Raw genomic sequence first — 19,237 nt, 5'->3', positions numbered from 1 at the left:
GCGCGGCGTGCGCGAGTTGTTATGGGTAATTACACTCGTGTAGTTCGATCAGGTCAAGTCGCAGATGCTAAACCCTCTACGTCAACTTGAAGGTTTGCGACGCGCCGCCCAGGCGCTTTCGACCATCTCGGCGAGGTCGTTCCGCGCCGCCCAGTCCAGATCGCGGGCCGCGAGTTCACCGGATGCGACGATCCTGGCCGGGTCCCCAGGGCGCCGGGAAGCGGCCGTGGGCGTGAAATCGATCCCGGTCGAGACTGCAATCGCTTCCATGATCTCGGCGACCGACACCCCCGTGCCGCTCCCGAGGTTGTACACCGGCTCGATGGCAGCGCCCGATGCCAGTCGGCGGGCCGCGACCACATGCGCCTGGGCGACATCCGAGACGTGGACGTAGTCGCGAACGCAGGTGCCGTCAGGGGTCGGATAGTCGGTGCCGTTGATCTGCGGCACTCCCCCGGCGAGAAGGGCATCGAACACGAGCGGGAACAGGTTGTGCGGGCTCACGTCGTACACGTACGGCAATCCGGACCCGACGACGTTGAAGTAGCGCAGGCTCGTGTGCGCGAGACCGCTCGCCCGGGCCTCGTCGCGAAGGAGCCACTCGCCGATGAGCTTCGACTCGCCATAGGGCGACTCGGGCGCGGTCGGCGTCTGCTCGGTGACGAGCTCGACATCCGGCGTGCCGTAGACCGAGGCGCTCGAGGAGAACACCATGCGGGTCACCCCGCTCTCCTGCATCGCCGCGAGAAGTGTTGCGGTGCCGGTCACGTTCTGCTCGTAGGTGTGGAGTGGGCGCTCGATCGACACGCCCGCGTACTTGAAGCCCGCGAGGTGGATGACGCCCGTGACCTCGTGCCGTCTCATGGTGTCGAGGAGCAGACCGCCGTCGAGGATGCTGCCCTGCTCGAACGAGGCGCCCGGCGGGATGAAGTCGTCCCGCCCGCTCGAGAGGTCGTCGACGACGACCACCCGCTCGCCCGCGCCCAGGAGCGCTGCGGCGACGTGGGAACCGATGTAGCCGGCGCCGCCGGTCACGAGCCAGGTCATGCCACAAGGTTAGCGGGGGCGTGTGGGGATGCGCCGGTAGCCGTCGCGCGAGGCGACCACCACGGTGGCGGCGAACCCGGCGGCGGCGAGGGCGGCGATGAGGGCGAGGAGGATCATGGCAGTAAATCTATGTCTTGACCGATACTGCCAGGAGTGGCAGGATTGCCAGTATTCGACCGAATGCTGCCAGAAGGATGCCATGCTGCGGAAAATCGCCCTCCTCGCCATCCCCGGCACCGCTCCGTTCGAGTTCGGCGTCATCTGCGAAGTCTTCGGCATCGACCGCAGTGACAGCGGAGGGCCGGTCTTCGACTTCAGCATCGTGACGGCGACGCCCGGCCCTGTGCCCACGAGCCTCGGCTTCGACCTCATGATCGACAACGACCTCAGCGGGGCGGCGGACGCCGACCTCATTGCGGTTCCCGCCCACTCGATCGGGGCGGTCGACGAACGCTACCTCGACGTCATCCGGGCCGCAGCCGCACGCGGAGCCTGGGTGCTGAGCGTGTGCAGCGGGGCGTTCGTGCTCGGCCAGGCCGGCATCCTCGACGGCCGGCGGTCGACGACGCACTGGATGCACACCGACCGGCTCATGCGGCAGTACCCGGGCACCGATGTCGACCCCGACGTGCTGTTCGTCGAGGACCGGGGGGTGGTGACGAGCGCCGGAACGGCATCCGGGATCGACGCCGCGCTGCACATCGTGCGCAAGGAGCTGGGCGCCTCGGCCGCGAACGTCATCGCCCGGCGGATGGTCGTTCCGCCGCAGCGCGACGGCGGCCAGTCGCAGTACATCGAGTCGCCGGTCGTCGAATGCCGCAGCGACTCGCTCGTCGGCGTCACCGAGTGGATGCTCGAGAACCTCGGCGAGGACCTCACGATCGACCAGCTCGCGCGCAAAGCGCTCATGTCGTCGCGGACGTTCGCCCGGCGGTTCCGGGCGGAGACCGGCACGACGCCGGCGGCCTGGCTCAACCGACAGCGGCTGCTTCGGGCACAGCAACTGCTCGAGGAGACCTCGCTCGGGCTCGAGCAGATCGCCGCCGAGACCGGTTTCGGTTCGGCCGCGGTCATGCGCCATCACTTCCTGAAGGTGCTGCAGACCACCCCCACCGCTTACCGCCGCGCCTTCGGCGCGCCGCTGCGCGCCGCCTCCTGACGGCTGGGGTTACCGAAAATGAAGGAGATCGGTGTCCATCCCGTCGCATTGTGCCGAAAACGGGGTTAGTGGGGCGGATCTCCTTCTTTTTCGTTCAGCACCGAAGCGGCCCTGCGACGGGCACGACGACGCGGCGCAGGATGCCGTGGTCGATACGGATGCCGCCTCCGGTAGGCGGTGAGCGCCCGGTCGTCGTCGATTGCCCGTGTGATCGCGGCGAGGCAGCCCGCCCAGTCGGTGTATAACATCCGATAGCTGAACCGCAGCACCCATTCGCCGCGACGGGCCATCTCCGCGTCACGCGCGTGGTCCTTCTCGAACGTGCTTACGCCATCGCCGGTCCAGGCCGGATCGTGCTGTCCTCCGTCGATCTCGACATACACGTTCGGCGCGACCAGACCGTCGAGCCGCCCGACGCCCGGAACGTACGGCTGCGGCTCCCACGGGATCCCGGCGTCACCGCACCACAGCCGCGCAAAGGTCTCCCCGTGCGCCTCGTCGCGCCGCTCGACGAGTGCGCGCCAGGGCCGCGCCCGCAGTGGCGCACGCGCGAAGACCGCATCCATGCGCCGTGCGGGCCAGCGGAACCGATGTGCGACGGCACTGCAGCACGCCACGGCAATGTCGCGGCCCTCGGTGGCCAGGATGTGCGCAAGCGCGTCGTCGACGCTGACCCGCCAGCGAGACTGGTCGCCGAGCTCGGCTACGCGCTGGTCGCTCCAGTGGGTGCGGATGCCGTCGCCGGCCACGAGTCGCTCACGACGCTCCCCCGGTCGCCGCAGTCTGCATGCGTGTCTCGGCACCGCGACGTCGACCCGGTCGCGACGCGGCACTCGCAACCCGTAACTTTCGAGTGCCGCGATGCCGGTCAGCCGGCCTCCGACCCGAACCGCACGCACGGCCGGATCGGGCGCATCCGGCACCGAGTACCAGCCGTGCCGCACGCGGAAGATCATGCGGAGGCGCAGCGCCGCGCGCAGCCACCCGTCGGTATAGCCGAGCGCGAGGAGGTCGCGACGGCGCAGGAAGCCACCACCCTCCCGGATGTCGTCGGCAATACGAAACATACCGCCAGCGTCGTGCATCCCGGCGACCCCGCCCGGCGTCGTGCACTCCAACCGTGGACAACGTCACTCCCGCCGCCCTGTGGAGGAGCAGATCTGTTAGCGAGCGCCCCACTCCGCGTGCGCCGGTGGTGATGGCGTGAACGAAAACGAAGGAGGTCTGCCCCCTTTCGCACTCGCCCGGGCACAACTCGCCGCTAACGCAGCGAATCTCCTTCGTTTTCGTTCACGCCCGTGGGGCCGTTCAGCATGTGCCCGGCACCCGCCCGGTAGGTCAGGCAGTCGTCGCCACGAAGAGGTCGCCGGCGCCGGCAAAGGCAAGTGCGCCCTCGTCCGACGTGACATAAAGCACCTGTCCGCGGACAATGGCCCCGGATGTCGTCTCACCATCGATCGCGAATCCTCCACCCGTGCACACGGCGATCGCCGGCCCGGTGAGGGGGAGCCGGGCATCCGCCGTCACGTGTGCGAGGACGAAACCAGCGCCATCCGGCCGGTATACCGAGAGCCCTTCCGTGCGCTCGGGTTCGAGGTACGGCACAGGCTGTGGCGTGAAGTCGAGCACGGCGAGCAATTCGTCGACGTCCACGTGCTTGGGCGTGAGCCCGCCGCGCAGCACGTTGTCGGATGCTGTCATGAGCTCGATCCCGAGCCCGCTCAGGTAGGCGTGGATGTTGCCGGCCGGCAGGAAGAGCGCCTCGCCGCGCGCGAGGGTGACGCGGTTGAGCAGCAGGGCGCTGAGGATGCCGGTGTCGCCCGGGAACCAGTGCGCGAGCGTGCGAACCGTCTCGAGCGCGCCGAAAACGACGGAGTTCCGATCAGAATCGCCCAGTTCTGCGCCAGAAAGGTCGCTTTGGGGGTGGATCTCCTTCAAATTAGTTCGGCCGACGAGATCGGCGCCTGCGGCGGTGACACCGGCAGCGGCGGTGACCCGCGCGACGAGAGCGTCGACGTCCGGGCCGCCGCTCAGCAGCCGGGCGAAGAGGTCGGGCAGCGAGTCGAGTTGCGGTGCGAGTTCGTCGAGCCCCAGCGCCATGAACACAGCCCACGCCTCCTCGATCGGACGAAATCCGCACAGCGCCACGAACCGCTCGCTCAGCGCAACTATGATCTCGGGCTTCGGGTACGCGTCCCGATAGTTGCGGTTCGGAGCGTCGAGCGGGATGCCGAGCGCGTTCTCCCGCGCGAACCCGGCAGCGGCGCGGGCGGCATCCGGATGCGCCTGGAGCGACAGTGGCCCCGCCGCTGCGAGCACCTTGAGCAGGAACGGAAGTCGCGGATGCCCGCCCAGCGCCGCCTCGGGATCGGCCGCGATCCACTCGGCCAGGTCGCGCGCCCCGCCGGTCGCCGCCGTTGCCGGCAGAGACGGTGACAAGTCCGGCGCAGCATCCTCCGCTCCGACGATTCGTGCCGGCGACCCCGGATGCGCGCCGAGCCAGAGCTCCGCTTCAGGCCCGCCCGAAGGCCGGCTGCCGAGCAACTCCGCGATGGCGGTCGGCGAGCCCCACGCGTAGTCGCGCGGCGTGTTGGTGATCGCGACGAACATCGGGCTCCTCCTGACCGGCCGGCGTGCTCGCTTCACCGTACCAACCCGGATGCCGCCCCGCCCCAGCCCCGCTCCGACACCACCCCGGGCGTGAACCAAAACGAAGGAGAACGGCACCATAACAGGCGGTTTTGCGCCGGAACGAGTTGTTCGCATGCGGTTCCCCTTCGTTTTCGTTCACACCCGACGGTGGCCGCGGCGGCGCTGACGGCCGCCCGCAGCGTGTTCCGAACGGCCCCGCACCACACGCATGCACTCCCGCCGCCGCAGAACTGCCCGCCACTAGGCTTGCGGCATGCTGGAGAACCCGCGCTTTCGCCTCGGCTTCTCCATGCTCGTCCTCTTCACGCTGCTGGCCGGCGACGCGTGGCGTCTCGCGCTCGGCTGGTGGTTCTTCGGCGCCCTGACGATCGCCCTCACGCTCGTCGCCGCCTGGCTTCTCTGGCTGCAGCGCGCCCGGTGGGGCGTCGGCGGGATGCCCCTCCCGCTGTTGACGTTCCTTGCGCTTGCCATGGCATCCATCTTCTGGTCCCACTATCCGGGGGCGACGGCGCTCGGCCTGTTCACGACCTGGATCATCGTCATCAACGCTGTCGCCCTCGCGGTGACGTTCACCTGGGCCGAACTCCTGCGCGGCCTCGGCCTCGTCCTGCGTTTCGTGCTCGGAGTCTCCCTCCTGTTCGAATTGTTCGTCTCGGGCGTGCTGCGCGACCGCCTTCTCCCGTTCTTCGGCCAGCCGGGCGTCGACTACGAGTCGTACGACCGCATCCCGGGTATGCTCATGTGGTCGCGCAACGAGCTGTTCGACGTGTTCGGCGATGGGCGCATCCAGGGCATCGTCGGCAACGCGAACAGCCTCGGCTTCCTCGCGCTCCTCGCGGTCATCGTGTTCTCGATCCAGCTCGCCTCCTCCCGGCGCCAGCCCGGGGCGGTGAGCCGCCGCTGGGGCACCGTCTGGCTCGTGCTCGCCGCCGCGACGATCCTCATGACGAAGTCGGCGACGGTGACACTCGCGGTGGTCGGCGTCGCGGCCGTGCTCGTGATCGCCCTGATGGTGCGCAGGGCGCGGACCGCTCGCGGCAGGCTCGTCGTCTACGGAGCGAGCGTCGTCGCGGTCGCCGCATCCGTCACCGCCTTCATCGTGTTCCGCGCTGAACTGCTCGAACTGCTCGGCAAGAGCGCGGACCTCACCGGCCGTCTCGGAATCTGGGCGAAGGTCATCGACCTCGCCCAGCAGCGCCCGGCGTTCGGATGGGGCTGGGTGAGCTACTGGGTCCCCTGGGCCGACCCCTTCGACGACCTGGTCTTCCGCTCGGGTGTGCGCCAGCTGCAGGCGCACAACACCTGGCTGGATGTCGCCTTCCAGCTCGGTCTCGTCGGCCTCATCGTCTTCGCGGCGCTCGTCGGCGCCGCGCTCGTGAAAGCCTGGCAGCACGCGGTCGATCGACCGCAGAAGGCCCCGGATGCCCCCCAGCGCTACTCGGCGATCACCCTCCTTCCACTGCTGCTGCTCGTCGCCCTCGTGGTGCAGTCCCTCGCCGAGAGCAGGCTCATCACCGAGTACGGTCTCGCCTTCCTGGTGATCGTGGCGGTCAAGACCAAGCGACGGGAACTGTTGTGAGGGGCGCGCCGTGAAGTCCGGCCAGCGCTTCGATGTGATCGTCGCGTTCCTCTCCTCCGCCCGGTTCGTGACCGCGCTGTCGACGGCGACGATCGGGGCGGCCGCCTGCTCGTTCGCCATCCGGCAGACGATCGGCTGGGCGGGGTTCTTCGGCATCCTGGGCGTCCTGCTCGCGCTGTGGGTGATCGTGCTCATCTCCCGGCGCGGCGAGATCGAGTGGAATGGCCTCCTGCCGATCTCGCTCATGGTCTTCGTCGGCTGGGCCGTCATCTCGGTGTTCTGGAGTCGCTACCAATGGGTGACTCTCGGCAGCGTCGCCTACCTGCTGGCGTTCACGATCCTCGGGGTGGCGGTCGCTTTGCTGCGCGACACCATCCAGCTCGTGAGGGCGTTCGGCGATGTCCTCCGGTTCGCCCTGATCGCCTCTCTCGTCCTGGAGATCGTCGCAGGGCTGCTGCTCGACGTGCAGGTCAGGTTCCTTTCGGTCTCGGGTAACCTCGACCACTTGGGACCGCTTCAGGGCATCTTCGGGGCCCGAAATCAGCTCGGCATCGTCGCGATGGTCGCCATCGCGACGTTCGTGATCGAGTTGCGGACGAAGTCGGTCCCGCGCGGGCTCGGCGTCGGCTCCCTCGTTCTCGCGGCGGCCAGCCTGGTGCTCTCGCAGTCCCCCGTCGCGATGGGTGCGACGGTCATCGTGGCGGCGGCGGCACTGGCCCTCTACGGCCTGCGGCGCACCTCGCCGGAGCGCCGCCGGTTCTGGCAGTTCACCCTGCTCGGTTCCGCCATTGTCGTTGCCGTGCTCTCCTGGGTGTTCCGGGCTCGCATCATCGACCTGCTCGATGCCACGAAGGAAGCGGACTACCGCCTCAACCTGTGGCGAAGGGTGTGGGATCTCATTCCCCTCCATTCGTTCGAGGGCTGGGGCTGGGTCGGCGGATGGCGGCTCGAGATCGTGCCGTACGTCGGGATCCGCGGGATCCCCGGCGGTGCCCCCGGGTCGGCGGCGAACGCTTTCCTGGATGTCTGGCTCCAGCTCGGTTTCGTCGGCCTGATCGCGCTCCTGGTGCTCGTCTCCCTCGCTTTCGTGCGCTCCTGGCTGCTCGCCGCGCGTCGGCGCAGTGTTGTCTTCACCTGGCCGGCGTTGGTGCTGCTCACCCTCATCCTGACGTCGATCGCCGAGAGTTCGATCCTGGTGGAGTTCGGATGGCTCACTCTCGTGGTCTGCACGGTGAAGGCGAGCCGCGAGCTCAGTTGGCGCCAGGCGTTCACAACGACGCCAATGAATCCCCAGTTGCCGCACGAGCACTGAGGTGTGGTCGCGTCAGCCTTTCCGCGCGAGCGCCCAGATGTGTCGGCGCCCGAACGGCAGGATGTCGACGGTAACCGTTTCCGACGCGAGCGCGCGCAGCGTGCGCTCCTTGATGCGCGATCCGCGCCATGCGCGGTTCAGTGTCTTGCGCCCGCGCAGGACGTGGCCGAGATACCCCACCCAGTCGAGTAGGCGCGGCAGGGCTCCTGACCGCCGGAACTGGAGGAGCGCCCACCCTCCTGGGGCCAGCACCCGAAGGCTCTCCACGAAGTAGCGTTCCTGCACCGCGGCGTCGGGTACGTGTTGCATGGTGATGTAGGAGAAGACCGCGTTCACCGCGGCGTCGGCGAGGTCGAGGTCTCCGTTGCCGGTCACCTCGAGGTAGTCGATGTTGTGGAGATCGGCGAGATTGGTCCTGGCTCTCGAGATCATCTCTCCGCTGATGTCGCTTGCCACGACCCGGCCAGCCAGTTCGGCGAGGCGCCTCGTCATTCGCCCGACGCCGCATCCGATCTCCAGCAGCACATCCGTGCTCCTGACGTCCACGCCGTAGCGCGCGAGGAACTCGTCGACCTCCCGTCGCCCGGAGTCGAAGAACTCCGCGCTCTCGCTCAGATGACCCGTGGCGATGTACCAGGCCGCGTTGTTGCGGGCGGCTTCGTTCCAATAGTCCTTGGATGCGTCACCAGTCACTCCCTCTTTGTACCAGAGGGCGAGGGGTGATTACACCGATTCGTCGATGCGCGCGAGGTCGCTGCGTACCATCCGCTCGACCAGTTCGGGGAAGGCGATGGTCGGCGCCCACCCGAGTCGATCGCGCGCGCGCGATGCATCCGCGGCCTGCGTTGCCGGGTCGACCGGGCGGAAGAACGTGTCATCGGTCACGACGTGCGGCTGCCAGTCGTCGATTCCCGCGGCGGCGAACGCGGCGACGACGAAGTCGCGAACCGTGTGGAGCTCTCCCGTGCCGATGACATGGTCGCCGGGCGTGGGTTGGCGCACCGCCGAGCGCATGGCGTCGACGTAGTCGGGTGCCCAGCCCCAGTCGCGTGAGGCATCCAGGTTGCCGAGGGTGACCGTCTCCTGAAGTCCGCGGGCGATGCGTGCAGCGGCCACAGTGATCTTTCGTGTGACGAAACGCTCCGGCCGCAGCGGCGACTCGTGGTTGTAGAGGATCGCGCTCGAGGCATGCACGCCGCGCTCGCGGAAGCTCGAGACGAGGAAGTACCCGAGCGCCTTCGCGGCCCCGTAGGGCGAAACGGGCGCGATCGGGGTCGATTCGTTCTGCGGTGCCGGGGCCACCCCGAAGATCTCGGCGCTCGAGGCGTTCACTAACCGGGTTTGCCGGCTGTGCCGTTCGACGGCCTGCAGCAGCGCCGCGACCGGGGCCCCCGTCTGCTCCACGGTTCCAACCGGGTCTTCCCAGGAGGCGCCGACGGAGCTCTGCCCGGCGAGATGGTACAGCTCGTCTGGTTTCAGGTCTGCCACGAGGCCCTGCAGCGCACCGCTGTCCCGGATGTCCGCCTCGTGCACCGTGACACCCGGTTCGACGATGGCGACTGAGCCCGGCCGCACGAGCCCATGCACTTCGACGCCTTCCGCGAGCAGGGCGCGGGCCAGGTAGGTCCCGTCCTGGCCGGTCACTCCCGTGATGAAGGCGAGCGGCATGTCAGTCGAGCGTCTCCTGCTCGGCGAGATCCGAATCGACCATCATCTCGATGAGCTCGCGGAAGTCGACGCTCGGCTCCCAGCCGAGAACTTCCTTCGCCTTGCTCGCATCGCCGATGAGGAGGTCGACCTCCGCCGGGCGCTCGTACTGCTTGTCGTAGGTCACGCGCGACGACCAGTCGTCGATCCCGATGCGGTGGAACGCGACGTCGAGAAGGTCCCGGATCGTGTGGGTCTTGCCGGTGGCGATGACGTAGTCGTCGGCTTCGGGCTGCTGCAGCATCCGCCACATGGCGTCGACGTAGTCGCCCGCGTAGCCCCAGTCGCGACTCGCGTCCAGGTTGCCCATCTTGAGGCCGTCCTGCTTGCCGAGGGCGATGCGGGCGACGGCGGTCGTGACCTTGCGGGTCACGAACTCGATACCGCGGCGCGGTGACTCGTGGTTGAAGAGGATGCCGCTCGAGGCGTGCATCCCGTACGACTCCCGGTAGTTGATCGTCATGTAGTGGCCGAAGACCTTGGCGACACCGTACGGCGAGCGCGGCCAGAGGAGCGTGCTCTCCCGTTGGGGCACCTCCTGCACCTTGCCGAACATCTCCGAGCTCGACGCCTGGTAGAACCGGATGCTCGACGGGTCCGAGCCCGCGTGGATGCGGGTCGCCTCGAGCATGTTGAGCACGCCCTTGCCGGTGACGTCCGTCGTCATGCCGGCGTTCTCCCACGAGTGCGCGACGAACGAGATCGCCCCGAGGTTGTAGACCTCCTCGGGGTCGGCGGTCTCGATGACGCGCAGGAGCGAGCCGAGGTCGGTGAGGTCGCCGAAGAGCAGCTTGGCGTTCGGCAGCACTTCGCGCACGGTGGCGACCTTTGGGTTGTTCTGCCCGCGCACGAGCCCATAGACCTCGTAGCCCTTGCTGTCGAGCAATTCGCCGAGGTACATGCCGTCCTGGCCGGTGATACCGGTGATGAGGGCTCGCTTCATGTCTTTCCTTGTCTTGGTTGCGCCGGTGCGCTGCATCCGAGTTCCGGCGCACATAGCTACGCTACTGGACGCACCTCTGCCAGCGGCGTTCAGCGCTCATCCTCCGAGTCCTCTTACTTCAGTGCAGCTTCCAGTGCTTTCAGTAAGCGAACGGACTGCCGAGAGCAGCACGAGAACTGCTTCTGGTCACTCTCTACTCATACGTCTACACTGGCAACATGCGTTACATCGGGGGAGCACGGTTTCGGCGCGCCAAAATTGGGTTGCTGACGATCATGGTCATGTCCATGGGCCTGATCGGGGTGCAGTTCACCATTGGCCCAGCACTCAATAGCGACGCCGCCGATCTCTCCCAGTTTCAACCCGGCAACATCATTGCGGATGCGCTGTTCTGGGACGGCGACGCCATGACCCTCACGGAGATTCAGAACTTTCTTAATGCCAAGGTTCCGACATGCGTCGCGGGCTACACCTGTTTAAAGAACTATCGGGAGACTACCCGAGACATTTCGGCTACCCCTATGTGTTCGGCTTACACAGGGGCCACGAACGAGACGGCGGCGCAAATCATCTCCAAGGTCGCGCTGGCGTGTGGCGTGAGCCCCAAGGTGATTCTCGTAACGCTCCAAAAGGAGCAGGGCCTTGTCACCAGCACGCATCCCACCGCGGGGAAGTACCGTGCGGCGATGGGGGCTGGCTGCCCGGACACCGCGGCGTGCGACGCAGATTACTACGGTTTCTTCAATCAGGTCCACTACGGTGCGTACCTGCTCAAGCGCTACACCCAGCCACCCGGGACCGGTCCGGGAACAGAATGGTGGACCAGGTACGACCTCAGGTACCCCGTGGGCACGACCAGCCAGATCCTCTATTATCCGAACTCCGCGTGCGGTACAAAGTCAGTGTTCATCGAGAATCAGGCCACTCATGCTCTCTACACCTATACCCCGTATACGCCAAACGCCGCGGCGCTGGCAGCGGGCTACGGGATAGGCGACGCCTGCTCCACGTACGGCAACCGTAACTTCTTCCACTTCTACACCGACTGGTTCGGTAGCACGCAGGTCCCGCAGATGAGCAACCTCTCCGGCGGCCCGCAGATCCTCGGGGTGCAGACCGTGGGCCAGTGGGTCAACGGCTGGTCGGGGGAACTGAAGCCCGCAGCTCAGACTGTGAAGTGCACCTGGAAGCGCGCCGGCACTGCCGTTGCTGGCGCTACCGACTGCCTCTATCAGCTGCAGGATGCCGACGTTGGAGCTCGGCTGACGGTCACCGTCACGAGCACGCTGGTCGGCTATCAAACCCTGATTCAGACAAGTGCACCGACTGAACCGATCGCGGCACTCGAACCCGCGCTCGATGGACTCAACCCTCTGTCGCCCTCACGCCTCGTGGACACCCGCTCCGGTCCATTGGATACGACCCTTGACCGCCGAGCGCAGGGGACCGGTGCGATTCCGGGTGGTCAGTCACTTCAGGTCCCGATCCTCGGACGTGGCGGTGTACCCGCCACGGGGGTCGGCGCAGTCGCCCTGAACGTCACAGCCACAGCGTCCATCAGTCCCAGCCATCTGGTCGTCTATCCGACGGGAGAGAGTCGACCGCTGGCGTCGAACCTCAACTTCACCACCAAGCAGTCGATCGCGAATATGGTGATCGCCAAGATCGGCGCCGACGGGTCGATCAGTATCTTCAACTCCGACGGCGCAACGCACGTGATCGTCGATGTCGCTGGCTGGTTCCCCGTGAGCGGTGACTATCAGCCACTGTCACCCACTCGCATTGCAGATACTCGCTCCGGGCCACTGGACAAGACATTCGATGGCCAGGTTGAGGGCGTCGGTGCGGTCACGGCGGGCGCATCGCTGAAGGTGCCGATTCTGGGGCGCGCAGGCGTCCCCGCCACCGGTGTCAACGCAGTCGCCCTCAACGTGACGTCGACTGCGTCCACGAGCAGTAGCTTCCTCACCGTATATCCGACGGGCGAGGCACGACCGGTCGCATCGAATGTCAACTTCCTTGCCGGTACCTCCGTCCCGAATATGGTGATCGCCAAGATCGGCGCCGACGGGTCGATCAGCATCTACAACTCCGACGGCGCAACGCATGTGATCGTCGACATCGCCGGCTGGTTCCCGGAAGGGAGCGGGTTCCAATCCTTGTCTCCAGCCCGCATCGCCGATACTCGCAGCGGAACTGGGAATACAACGGTCGATGGCCAGGTGCAGGGCGTCGGTGCCGTGTCTGCAGGTCAGTCGCTGCGTGTGCCTGTCCTAGGCCGTGGCGGGGTTCCCGCAGCGGGTGTCGGCGCGGTTGCTGTGAACGTCACCGCCACAGCGTCTACCAATGCGAGCCACCTGGTTGTCTTCCCGACCGGAGAAAGTAGACCTCTGTCATCGAATCTCAACTTCGTCGCACGACAGTCCGTCGCAAACATGGTAATCGCCAAGATCGGCGCCGACGGGTCGATCAGCATCTACAACTCCGACGGTTCGACACACCTGATCGTCGACATCGCAGGCTGGTTCCCCGATAGCTGACCAGCGTCACGGGAGCGCTCGGGTAGGAGTGTCGGCAGAGCGCCGATGCCCGTCTCAAGCGAGTCGTTCGAGTTCATACCTGACCTCGTAGGCGGGCAGGATCCACGACCAGTTCTCCTCGTAGAGTTCCTTGGTCCATGTGCTGAGGTTGAAGATGCGCCGTAGCTGCTTGAAGCCATGCCGCACGTAGTGCGGTCGTGTGGACTTGAACACGAATGTCGCGTTCGAATAGCGAAACGGCAGGGGTGCCTCATACTGCGGGACAGTCCGGTTCGTGAATGACTCGGCCACCAGGTAGCTGAAGGTATGCAGCCCGTAAGGACGGTCGTGGGTCGGATCCGAATGGAAGTAAGGATTTGAGAAGTGCGGTATGACGGCCCGGAACATCCCACCTGGGCGCAGCACCCGAGCGCATGCCTCAAGCATGCCGCGAGCGTCACTCACGTGCTCCAGAAAGTGTGTGGAGAATATCTCGTCCACAGACGCTGCCGCGAATTCTTTGAGCACTTCGCGTGCATCACCGACGATATCGACCGCAGGTGAACTCAGTAGGTCGATACCGATCGCATTCGGATCCATCTTGCTCGTGCCGCAACCCAACTCGAGCCGCACGTAGCCGTGAGCCTCGCGGCGGCTCTCAGCCAATGCCCGATGCGAGTCCGCTGTCGTCATGCTCCGAGCATATGGGAACGTGGGTCACATCAGATGCGATCGGAACGTGCAGCGGCTCACACGGGCCGACTCGGTATGCTCGTTGACGTGCCCGCCAGTCTAGATCGAACCCTCATCGTGATGCCTGCCCTCAACGAAGAGTTTTCGGTTGGCGATGTCGTTCGCGAGGTTTTCACGGCCCTACCAGAAGTCACGGTGCTCGTTGTCGATGACGGATCGACGGATCGCACCGCCGAGGTGGCCCGGCAAGCTGGAGCCTTGGTGGCATCTCTCCCTTATAACCTCGGAGTTGGTGGGGCCATGCGCACCGGATTTCGGTACGCCCAGGAGCGGGGCTTCGAGGCCGTGGTGCAGGTCGATGCCGATGGCCAACATGAGCCATCGAATGTACAAGGCCTGCTCGACGCACTCGATGAGTCCGACCTCGTACTCGGCGCCCGGTTCGCAGGCGAAGGTAACTACAAGGCGCGCGGTCCGCGACGTTGGGCAATGGTGTGCCTAGCAGCAGTCCTTAGCCGCACCGCACGGACCCACCTGACCGATACCACGTCGGGGTTCCGCGCCTCCGGCCCCCGAGCGATCGCCCTCTTCGCCCGCCACTACCCGGCCGAGTACCTTGGTGACACCATTGAAGCGCTCGTGATCGCCTCACGGTCGGGACTGAAAATCAGGCAGCTGCCTGTCGCAATGCGATCGCGGAGGGGCGGCGTGCCCTCCCACAACCCTCTGCGATCTGCGGCCTACCTCATGCGCGCCGTGCTCGCACTATTGTTTGCGTACATTAGGCCACCATCCACCTACCGTGAAGGATTGACCGAATGACCACGACCACTTACATTTTCGGCATCGCCGCCGCCGCTCTCATTCTGATCGTGGTGATCGAAATGCTTCGTCGGGGTCGATTGCGCGAGCGACACGCGATCTGGTGGTTCATTGCTGGAGTGCTCGCGCTCGTTGCCGGCATCTTTCCCGCCACTGTGATCTGGGCCGCGAACTTGATCGGCATCGAAGCACCCATAAACCTGGTGTTCTTCGTGGGTATCGCTATCCTGGTGCTGGTCTGCTTGCAGAACAGTGCCGAGTTGACTCGGCTTGAGAGTAAAACGAGACTGCTTGCTGAACGTCTTGCCCTGATGGAACTCGAGACCCGCAGCCCGGAGGATCCAGAACGCAAGCATCGGGTGATTTAGTCCTTTCACCGAGACCTTCTGGGGACCGATCAGATACAGGACGTCCCGGTCGCGTAGAGACCATTCCCTCATGGTTTCCACGGAATATTACGATCAGTGGATACCTCCCTCGCCCACAACTCAGTGCGCGAGTAGTCGGTCAACCACCCTCATGTACTGTCGGGCCCGCTGAGGCCAGGTCCATCTCGCCAGACCTTCTCGGGGAAAGGCTGGCATGGGGTCCGCGAGTGCAGCGCTCATCTGCTCGGCCAAATTGGACGGATTGCGCTGAGCGATGCGCACCGGCGCACCCTCCTTGAGCAGAGCTTCAGCCCCGGGCACCGGGTATGTGACCATCTGGCTTCCCGCGGCGAGTGCCTCCAGCAATGACGTCTGAAATCCTTCGGCGAGGCGGGTCGGGTTGACCAGTACGGCCCCGGCGAGTGCCCGGTCGACCTCCGCTCGGGGGACGTGTCCACGCAACTCGACGGTGCCGGCGAGTCCGAGAGCATCAATTCGTGCGCGAGCGGCAGCCGCATCAGGGCCGTCGCCGAGAAGCATCGCCGAGGCGCCCCCAAGGCGACCATCGGCTTTCAGCGCGGCGATCGCGTCGAGAAAGGCGTCCCAGCCCTTGCCGGGCACAAGGCGTCCCACGAACACGAAACGAGAGGTTGCGGGTACTGGATTCGCACTCTCCGGAGGGGCCTCGATCGCGTTATAGAAGATCTCGGCGTGCCGACCTGCAAGGCGCAGCACGAATGCGGCAACGCTCTCCGAGACAGCGAGCACCGCATCTGCACGACGCAGGATGCGGCGACCGACTGTGAGGTCGACCAACCGGCTTCCGAGCGCGACCAGTGGCGAGACGCCGCGTACGAACCCGGAACCGTGCTCAGTGTGCACTACGGGAACTCCGAGCCGTCGCGCCACACTCAGGCCCACGAACGACATCGGAAAAAAGCGGGTATGTGTCGACACCGCAGACACACCACTTTCGCGATAGGCCGCGGCGATGCGGCGGGCCGTACCAATTGGCGGGAAGGAGATCACTGACGCAATCGCGAACCGACCCCGCAGCCGACGCACGGCTACCCCTTCCTCCATCGACTCGCCTATCGGTGGTCCGAGCGTGACGACGCTCGCTGCGTGCCCGAGCCTGACCATGTGAGTCGCCAATTGCGAAACATGCTGCTCCAGACCACCCAGCCGGGGTGGGTAGGTGTTCACCACGAACAACACATGCGACGCATTAGGGTTCACTCCGAGCCATACTAGCTGCGTTAAGTCGTGCCCGCGGTGCTCGGCTACTGTGGATGTCGCCATGGACTCCACCTCAACCGCAACAGCCAAGCCGATCACAGTATCTTCCTACGGACCCGGCGGCGCGAGCACGCGGGTGCGGCTCCATGACTGGCTCGCTCACTTAGGCCTCGAAGGCGAAAACTATGGATTCCTCGGCCGCTCAAGCAATCCACCCCGCGAAGTCCTGAAACAGCCCATAGCGGCATTCCGAGCGGAAGCACGGCTTTGGCGCCTCGCAGGTCGAGTTTCGCAACGCACCCTGTTACTCGGTCGAGAGGCGACTCCGTTTGGTCGCGGCGGACTCGAGGCACATCTTCTGTCAAAGGCGGGGCATGGTATCTATGACTACGACGACGCGCTCTACGTTGGTTATCCGAGGGCGCTTGCGGCGCTGCTGCGACCGATCGACCGAGTGTGGCAGAAGGCTGTGCGAGCCGCAGATATCGTCATAGCCGGCAGCGAGATCCTCGCCGAGCCGGCCGAGAAGCTCGCAAACGAGGTGGTAGTCATCCCGAGCTGCATAGAGCCCTCAAAATATCTCCTAAAGTCCTCCTACGCGATTGAGAAGGCTCCTCGAGCAGTGTGGCTTGGGTCCCCGAGCACCGAACCCTACCTCGCCATGATCGCAGAGCCGCTGTTGAAGTTGCATAGGGAGCTTGGGTTGCGACTCACTCTCATCAGCGCGGGAAACAGAAGCCACGGGTTGCTCGATGCCATGACTGACCGTGTGCAGTGGAGTCCGGAACAGTTCGCCACAGAACTAACCCAGGCAGACCTCGGGATCATGCCACTACCGGATGATGAGTGGGCTAGGGGCAAGTGCGCCTACAAACTCCTTCAATACGCCGCCGCCGGGCTCCCGACCGTTGGAAGTGCGGTGGGAGCCAACATCTCCGCTCTTTCGAAAGTGTCAGGTACGGCCGTGCACGTTGGCGACGACTGGGCTGACGCGATCCGATCGATCATCGAACTCGGCGAGACCCAGCGTGCCAGTCTCGGCGCAGCCGCCCGCACTGGCGTGGTTCAGCACTTCAGCTACGGGGTATGGGCTGCGAGCTGGCGGGCAGCGACGGGACTCTGAGCGAGTCTGGACGCTGTTCCAGGGGTCGCTCCATGACAAGACCAAAACAACTTCGTGACTTTGACGATAGGCGGTATCATCGATCCAATGACCCTGGGAGACCTCCTCCGAATCGCGATTCGCGGATATCGCGTGATCTTGGCAACAGTTGTAGTCGGCATTCTCCTCGCTGTCGTGGTTCTCGCAATACAACCGCCAAGCTATCGAGCGACGGCGATCGTGGAGGTCAAGGCAGGAATGCCCGCTGATGCGAGCAAGGAAGCACTCCAGGAAGCGGTCACTTACGCGAATTTTCGCACGATCACCTATAAGGCGCTCGTGACCACGGGATTGGTGCTCGACAAGGTGATCGACGAACTCGACCTCTCGCAGTCCGCCGATGAGCTCGCTGAGCACGTGACGGCACTCTCGGCACTCGACACAACAGTCATCGAGATCATCGTGTCGTGGCCGAATGCCCGGGGCGCGGCAGATGTCGCGAACTCGATCGCCCGGCATACCGTGGACGAACTCTCGGAGTTCGGTGGCGCGGTGTCGATTGACCTCGTCCAGGTGAGCGACGCAAGTGCGGCAAAGGCCCCTGCCGTGCCGAACCCGGCGCTCTCGCTCGGGCTCGCGGTGTTCGCCGCCCTTTGGCTCGCGCTGGGCTGGCTCGTCGCTCGCCACTGGTTCGTGTCGCGCCATACTGGGTCGCTCGAATCCGCATGACTGAAGCCGGCGAAAGACACCGCAGTGAGCGCGGTGCTGGGAGCATCACCGATCGACTCGTTCCCATCGGGGTAGCGTTCGGTTTTGGATGGATATTCGTCAGCCCGGTTTCGCACAACTATGTGCTGTACCCACTCTTCGCCCTACTCGGTTTCATCGCCCTGGTCACGATCATGCGACGGAATCCAACAATTGACATGCACCTGTGGGTGATCGCCTTCCTCACAGGTGCGCTCGCGCTCTACGGGATGATCCGCGGGAACGGCAATACCGGCCTCGTGTTCACGATTGCGATCTTCGTTGCGGCGCCGGCTCTGTATCTACTGTGTGCAGCTGCGGCATCCCTCAGGCTGCTGCGACTTGTGATGATTGCCGCTGTGGTAGGCACACTCACCGTCTCGGGACTACTCCTGATCTATGTGGCGGGCGAGGCTGGTCTCATCCCGCAGATAGTTCCCAGCCGGCTTGAGGAGTTCACGGGGCTGAAGGCGACATTCCGGGATGGGTCCAGCCAGGCCCGGTCCTGGGGCTTATCGTCGCTGGCTGCCCTCGGCCCGATCTGGGTGGGCTCGCTCCTGGTACGTCGCGATGCAGTTTTGCCTCACTGGATGGTCCGCCTCGTCTGCGGGATCGCCGCTCTGGCTACCGCAGTCGTCTCCAGTCGCACTGCCGTCGTACTCGTCATCGGGCTCGCCCCACTGCTCGCCATCGCACTCATCCTCATTCTGCGACATCGCGACCACCACACGCGCCTGGGGCGCCAGGCGCGGCTCCTCTGGGCAGGTGGATCGATTACCGCGGTGATCGTTCTGCTGCTCACCTGGCCCAAACTCTCCTCGTGGGGGCCGGTCGCCAACGTCGTCGATTCCATCGCCTCATTTTTCGGGGCGGTTTCCACCAACGGTGAAGCGAATCAGGACATCCGCTCGGATCAGGCCTGGCACCTGATCCGAGCGTGGCAGGCCGACCCCATCCTCGGTTCAGGTTTCGGTGCCATCCCATTCGATTATGCGCGCACTTCCGAGAGACCCTGGGTGCTTGAACTCCAGTACCATCTACTGCTCTTCAATGTCGGGCTTGTGGGTATCACGATGTGCCTGGCCATTCTCGTGATCGGCTTGCTCTTCCTGCGTCAGGCATCCGCACGACGGCCCGAACTCGTACCCACCCTCGTCGTGGCCGGCACGGGAGCGATTGCGATGCTCATAGCCAACGCCACAAACCCCTACCTGCAGGCCCCGGGTCATCAATGGGCGGTGTTCTTCCCCTTGGCGGTAGCTGTGGTGATGTTGAAACCAACCGAAGCAGTCGACGCGGCACGCCTGGCCCCCGACGGTGGTGCCAAGCGCAAGTTGTAACATGAGTT

General features: G+C 65.3%; 17 protein-coding genes. 9 read left to right on the top strand and 8 right to left on the bottom strand.

Annotation, left to right across the window (positions count from 1 at the left end):
- Positions 1-81: 81 nt before the first annotated feature.
- Complete coding sequence (gene galE, locus ABD678_RS04835) at positions 82-1,047, bottom strand: UDP-glucose 4-epimerase GalE (RefSeq protein WP_344754259.1); 966 nt, start codon at positions 1,045-1,047, stop codon at positions 82-84.
- 199 nt (positions 1,048-1,246) lie between these two features.
- Between galE and ABD678_RS04830 the strand changes: the two genes are divergently transcribed.
- Positions 1,247-2,206, top strand: a complete 960-nt coding sequence (locus tag ABD678_RS04830; RefSeq protein ID WP_344754257.1) for a GlxA family transcriptional regulator — start codon at positions 1,247-1,249, stop codon at positions 2,204-2,206.
- 65 nt (positions 2,207-2,271) lie between these two features.
- On the opposite strand, the gene ABD678_RS04825 is transcribed toward ABD678_RS04830, so the two are convergent.
- Together ABD678_RS04825 and manA are read right to left on the bottom strand one after the other, a co-directional pair.
- A complete protein-coding gene (locus ABD678_RS04825) occupies positions 2,272-3,273 on the bottom strand; it encodes a hypothetical protein (protein WP_344754255.1) in 1,002 nt (333 codons plus the stop codon).
- Positions 3,274-3,544: 271 nt separating this feature from the next.
- Positions 3,545-4,816 carry a mannose-6-phosphate isomerase, class I gene (gene manA, locus ABD678_RS04820; RefSeq protein WP_344754253.1) on the bottom strand — a complete coding sequence of 424 codons (1,272 nt, stop codon included), beginning with the start codon at positions 4,814-4,816 and terminating at the stop codon, positions 3,545-3,547.
- Between the two features lie 295 nt (positions 4,817-5,111).
- On the opposite strand from manA, the gene ABD678_RS04815 reads away from it, so the two are divergent.
- Both ABD678_RS04815 and ABD678_RS04810 read left to right on the top strand, forming a co-directional pair.
- Entirely contained in the window at positions 5,112-6,437 is a 1,326-nt protein-coding gene (locus ABD678_RS04815) for an O-antigen ligase family protein (protein ID WP_344754251.1), read from the top strand.
- 10 nt (positions 6,438-6,447) lie between these two features.
- Positions 6,448-7,749, top strand: coding sequence for an O-antigen ligase family protein (locus ABD678_RS04810; RefSeq protein ID WP_344754249.1), 1,302 nt, complete (start codon positions 6,448-6,450; stop codon positions 7,747-7,749).
- Between the two features lie 12 nt (positions 7,750-7,761).
- Here ABD678_RS04810 and ABD678_RS04805 read toward each other — a convergent pair whose 3' ends face one another.
- The 3 genes from ABD678_RS04805 to ABD678_RS04795 are packed head-to-tail and all read right to left on the bottom strand — an operon-like array spanning position 7,762 to position 10,399.
- Complete coding sequence (locus tag ABD678_RS04805) at positions 7,762-8,442, bottom strand: class I SAM-dependent methyltransferase (protein ID WP_344754247.1); 681 nt, start codon at positions 8,440-8,442, stop codon at positions 7,762-7,764.
- Positions 8,443-8,472: 30 nt separating this feature from the next.
- Positions 8,473-9,417: a GDP-mannose 4,6-dehydratase gene (locus ABD678_RS04800; RefSeq protein WP_344754245.1), complete on the bottom strand. Its 945-nt coding sequence runs from the start codon at positions 9,415-9,417 to the stop codon at positions 8,473-8,475.
- Between the two features lies 1 nt (position 9,418).
- Entirely contained in the window at positions 9,419-10,399 is a 981-nt protein-coding gene (locus tag ABD678_RS04795; protein ID WP_344754243.1) for a GDP-mannose 4,6-dehydratase, read from the bottom strand.
- 218 nt (positions 10,400-10,617) lie between these two features.
- Here ABD678_RS04795 and ABD678_RS04790 point away from each other — a divergent pair, with 218 nt between their 5' ends.
- Positions 10,618-12,939 (top strand): hypothetical protein, encoded by a 2,322-nt coding sequence (locus ABD678_RS04790; protein ID WP_344754241.1) that lies wholly within the window; start codon positions 10,618-10,620, stop codon positions 12,937-12,939.
- A 54-nt stretch (positions 12,940-12,993) separates the two neighbouring features.
- Here the strand turns inward: ABD678_RS04790 and ABD678_RS04785 are convergent, their stop codons facing one another.
- Complete coding sequence (locus tag ABD678_RS04785; RefSeq protein ID WP_344754239.1) at positions 12,994-13,611, bottom strand: class I SAM-dependent methyltransferase; 618 nt, start codon at positions 13,609-13,611, stop codon at positions 12,994-12,996.
- A gap of 120 nt (positions 13,612-13,731) precedes the next feature.
- Between ABD678_RS04785 and ABD678_RS04780 the strand changes: the two genes are divergently transcribed.
- Together ABD678_RS04780 and ABD678_RS04775 are read left to right on the top strand one after the other, a co-directional pair.
- Positions 13,732-14,433: a glycosyltransferase family 2 protein gene (locus ABD678_RS04780; RefSeq protein ID WP_344754237.1), complete on the top strand. Its 702-nt coding sequence runs from the start codon at positions 13,732-13,734 to the stop codon at positions 14,431-14,433.
- The gene (locus tag ABD678_RS04775; protein WP_344754235.1) at positions 14,430-14,801 is read left to right on the top strand and encodes a DUF2304 domain-containing protein; all 372 of its coding nucleotides are present in this window, start codon (positions 14,430-14,432) and stop codon (positions 14,799-14,801) included. The genes ABD678_RS04780 and ABD678_RS04775 overlap by 4 nt, the downstream gene beginning before the upstream one ends.
- A 120-nt stretch (positions 14,802-14,921) precedes the next feature.
- Here the strand turns inward: ABD678_RS04775 and ABD678_RS04770 are convergent, their stop codons facing one another.
- Positions 14,922-16,103, bottom strand: a complete 1,182-nt coding sequence (locus tag ABD678_RS04770; RefSeq protein ID WP_344754233.1) for a glycosyltransferase family 4 protein — start codon at positions 16,101-16,103, stop codon at positions 14,922-14,924.
- Between ABD678_RS04770 and ABD678_RS04765 the strand changes: the two genes are divergently transcribed.
- The 3 genes from ABD678_RS04765 (at position 16,102) to ABD678_RS04755 (ending at position 19,229) form a co-directional block, all read left to right on the top strand.
- Complete coding sequence (locus ABD678_RS04765) at positions 16,102-17,163, top strand: glycosyltransferase (protein ID WP_344754231.1); 1,062 nt, start codon at positions 16,102-16,104, stop codon at positions 17,161-17,163. The genes ABD678_RS04770 and ABD678_RS04765 overlap by 2 nt on opposite strands.
- A gap of 87 nt (positions 17,164-17,250) precedes the next feature.
- Positions 17,251-17,871 carry a YveK family protein gene (locus tag ABD678_RS04760; protein ID WP_344754229.1) on the top strand — a complete coding sequence of 207 codons (621 nt, stop codon included), beginning with the start codon at positions 17,251-17,253 and terminating at the stop codon, positions 17,869-17,871.
- Positions 17,868-19,229: a hypothetical protein gene (locus ABD678_RS04755; RefSeq protein ID WP_344754227.1), complete on the top strand. Its 1,362-nt coding sequence runs from the start codon at positions 17,868-17,870 to the stop codon at positions 19,227-19,229. Before ABD678_RS04760 ends, ABD678_RS04755 begins: the two co-directional genes overlap by 4 nt.
- The last annotated feature ends 8 nt before the right edge of the window (positions 19,230-19,237 follow it).

The organism is Leifsonella bigeumensis, assembly GCF_039537265.1.
GTDB lineage: Bacteria > Actinomycetota > Actinomycetes > Actinomycetales > Microbacteriaceae > Terrimesophilobacter > Terrimesophilobacter bigeumensis.
Note: the sequence above shows the minus strand (reverse complement) of the source record. Positions and strands in the feature narration are given on the sequence as shown.

Excerpts from the sequence above, each read along its gene's own strand:
- galE (WP_344754259.1), bottom strand. The coding sequence starts at position 1,047 with ATGACCTGGCTCGTGACCGGCGGCGCCGGCTACATCGGTTCCCACGTC.
- ABD678_RS04830 (WP_344754257.1), top strand. The coding sequence starts at position 1,247 with ATGCTGCGGAAAATCGCCCTCCTCGCCATCCCCGGCACCGCTCCGTTC.
- ABD678_RS04825 (WP_344754255.1), bottom strand. The coding sequence starts at position 3,273 with ATGTTTCGTATTGCCGACGACATCCGGGAGGGTGGTGGCTTCCTGCGC.
- manA (WP_344754253.1), bottom strand. The coding sequence starts at position 4,816 with ATGTTCGTCGCGATCACCAACACGCCGCGCGACTACGCGTGGGGCTCG.
- ABD678_RS04815 (WP_344754251.1), top strand. The coding sequence starts at position 5,112 with ATGCTGGAGAACCCGCGCTTTCGCCTCGGCTTCTCCATGCTCGTCCTC.
- ABD678_RS04800 (WP_344754245.1), bottom strand. The coding sequence starts at position 9,417 with ATGCCGCTCGCCTTCATCACGGGAGTGACCGGCCAGGACGGGACCTAC.
- ABD678_RS04795 (WP_344754243.1), bottom strand. The coding sequence starts at position 10,399 with ATGAAGCGAGCCCTCATCACCGGTATCACCGGCCAGGACGGCATGTAC.
- ABD678_RS04790 (WP_344754241.1), top strand. The coding sequence starts at position 10,618 with ATGCGTTACATCGGGGGAGCACGGTTTCGGCGCGCCAAAATTGGGTTG.
- ABD678_RS04785 (WP_344754239.1), bottom strand. The coding sequence starts at position 13,611 with ATGACGACAGCGGACTCGCATCGGGCATTGGCTGAGAGCCGCCGCGAG.
- ABD678_RS04780 (WP_344754237.1), top strand. The coding sequence starts at position 13,732 with ATGCCTGCCCTCAACGAAGAGTTTTCGGTTGGCGATGTCGTTCGCGAG.
- ABD678_RS04775 (WP_344754235.1), top strand. The coding sequence starts at position 14,430 with ATGACCACGACCACTTACATTTTCGGCATCGCCGCCGCCGCTCTCATT.
- ABD678_RS04765 (WP_344754231.1), top strand. The coding sequence starts at position 16,102 with ATGGACTCCACCTCAACCGCAACAGCCAAGCCGATCACAGTATCTTCC.
- ABD678_RS04770 (WP_344754233.1), bottom strand. The coding sequence starts at position 16,103 with ATGGCGACATCCACAGTAGCCGAGCACCGCGGGCACGACTTAACGCAG.
- ABD678_RS04760 (WP_344754229.1), top strand. The coding sequence starts at position 17,251 with ATGACCCTGGGAGACCTCCTCCGAATCGCGATTCGCGGATATCGCGTG.
- ABD678_RS04755 (WP_344754227.1), top strand. The coding sequence starts at position 17,868 with ATGACTGAAGCCGGCGAAAGACACCGCAGTGAGCGCGGTGCTGGGAGC.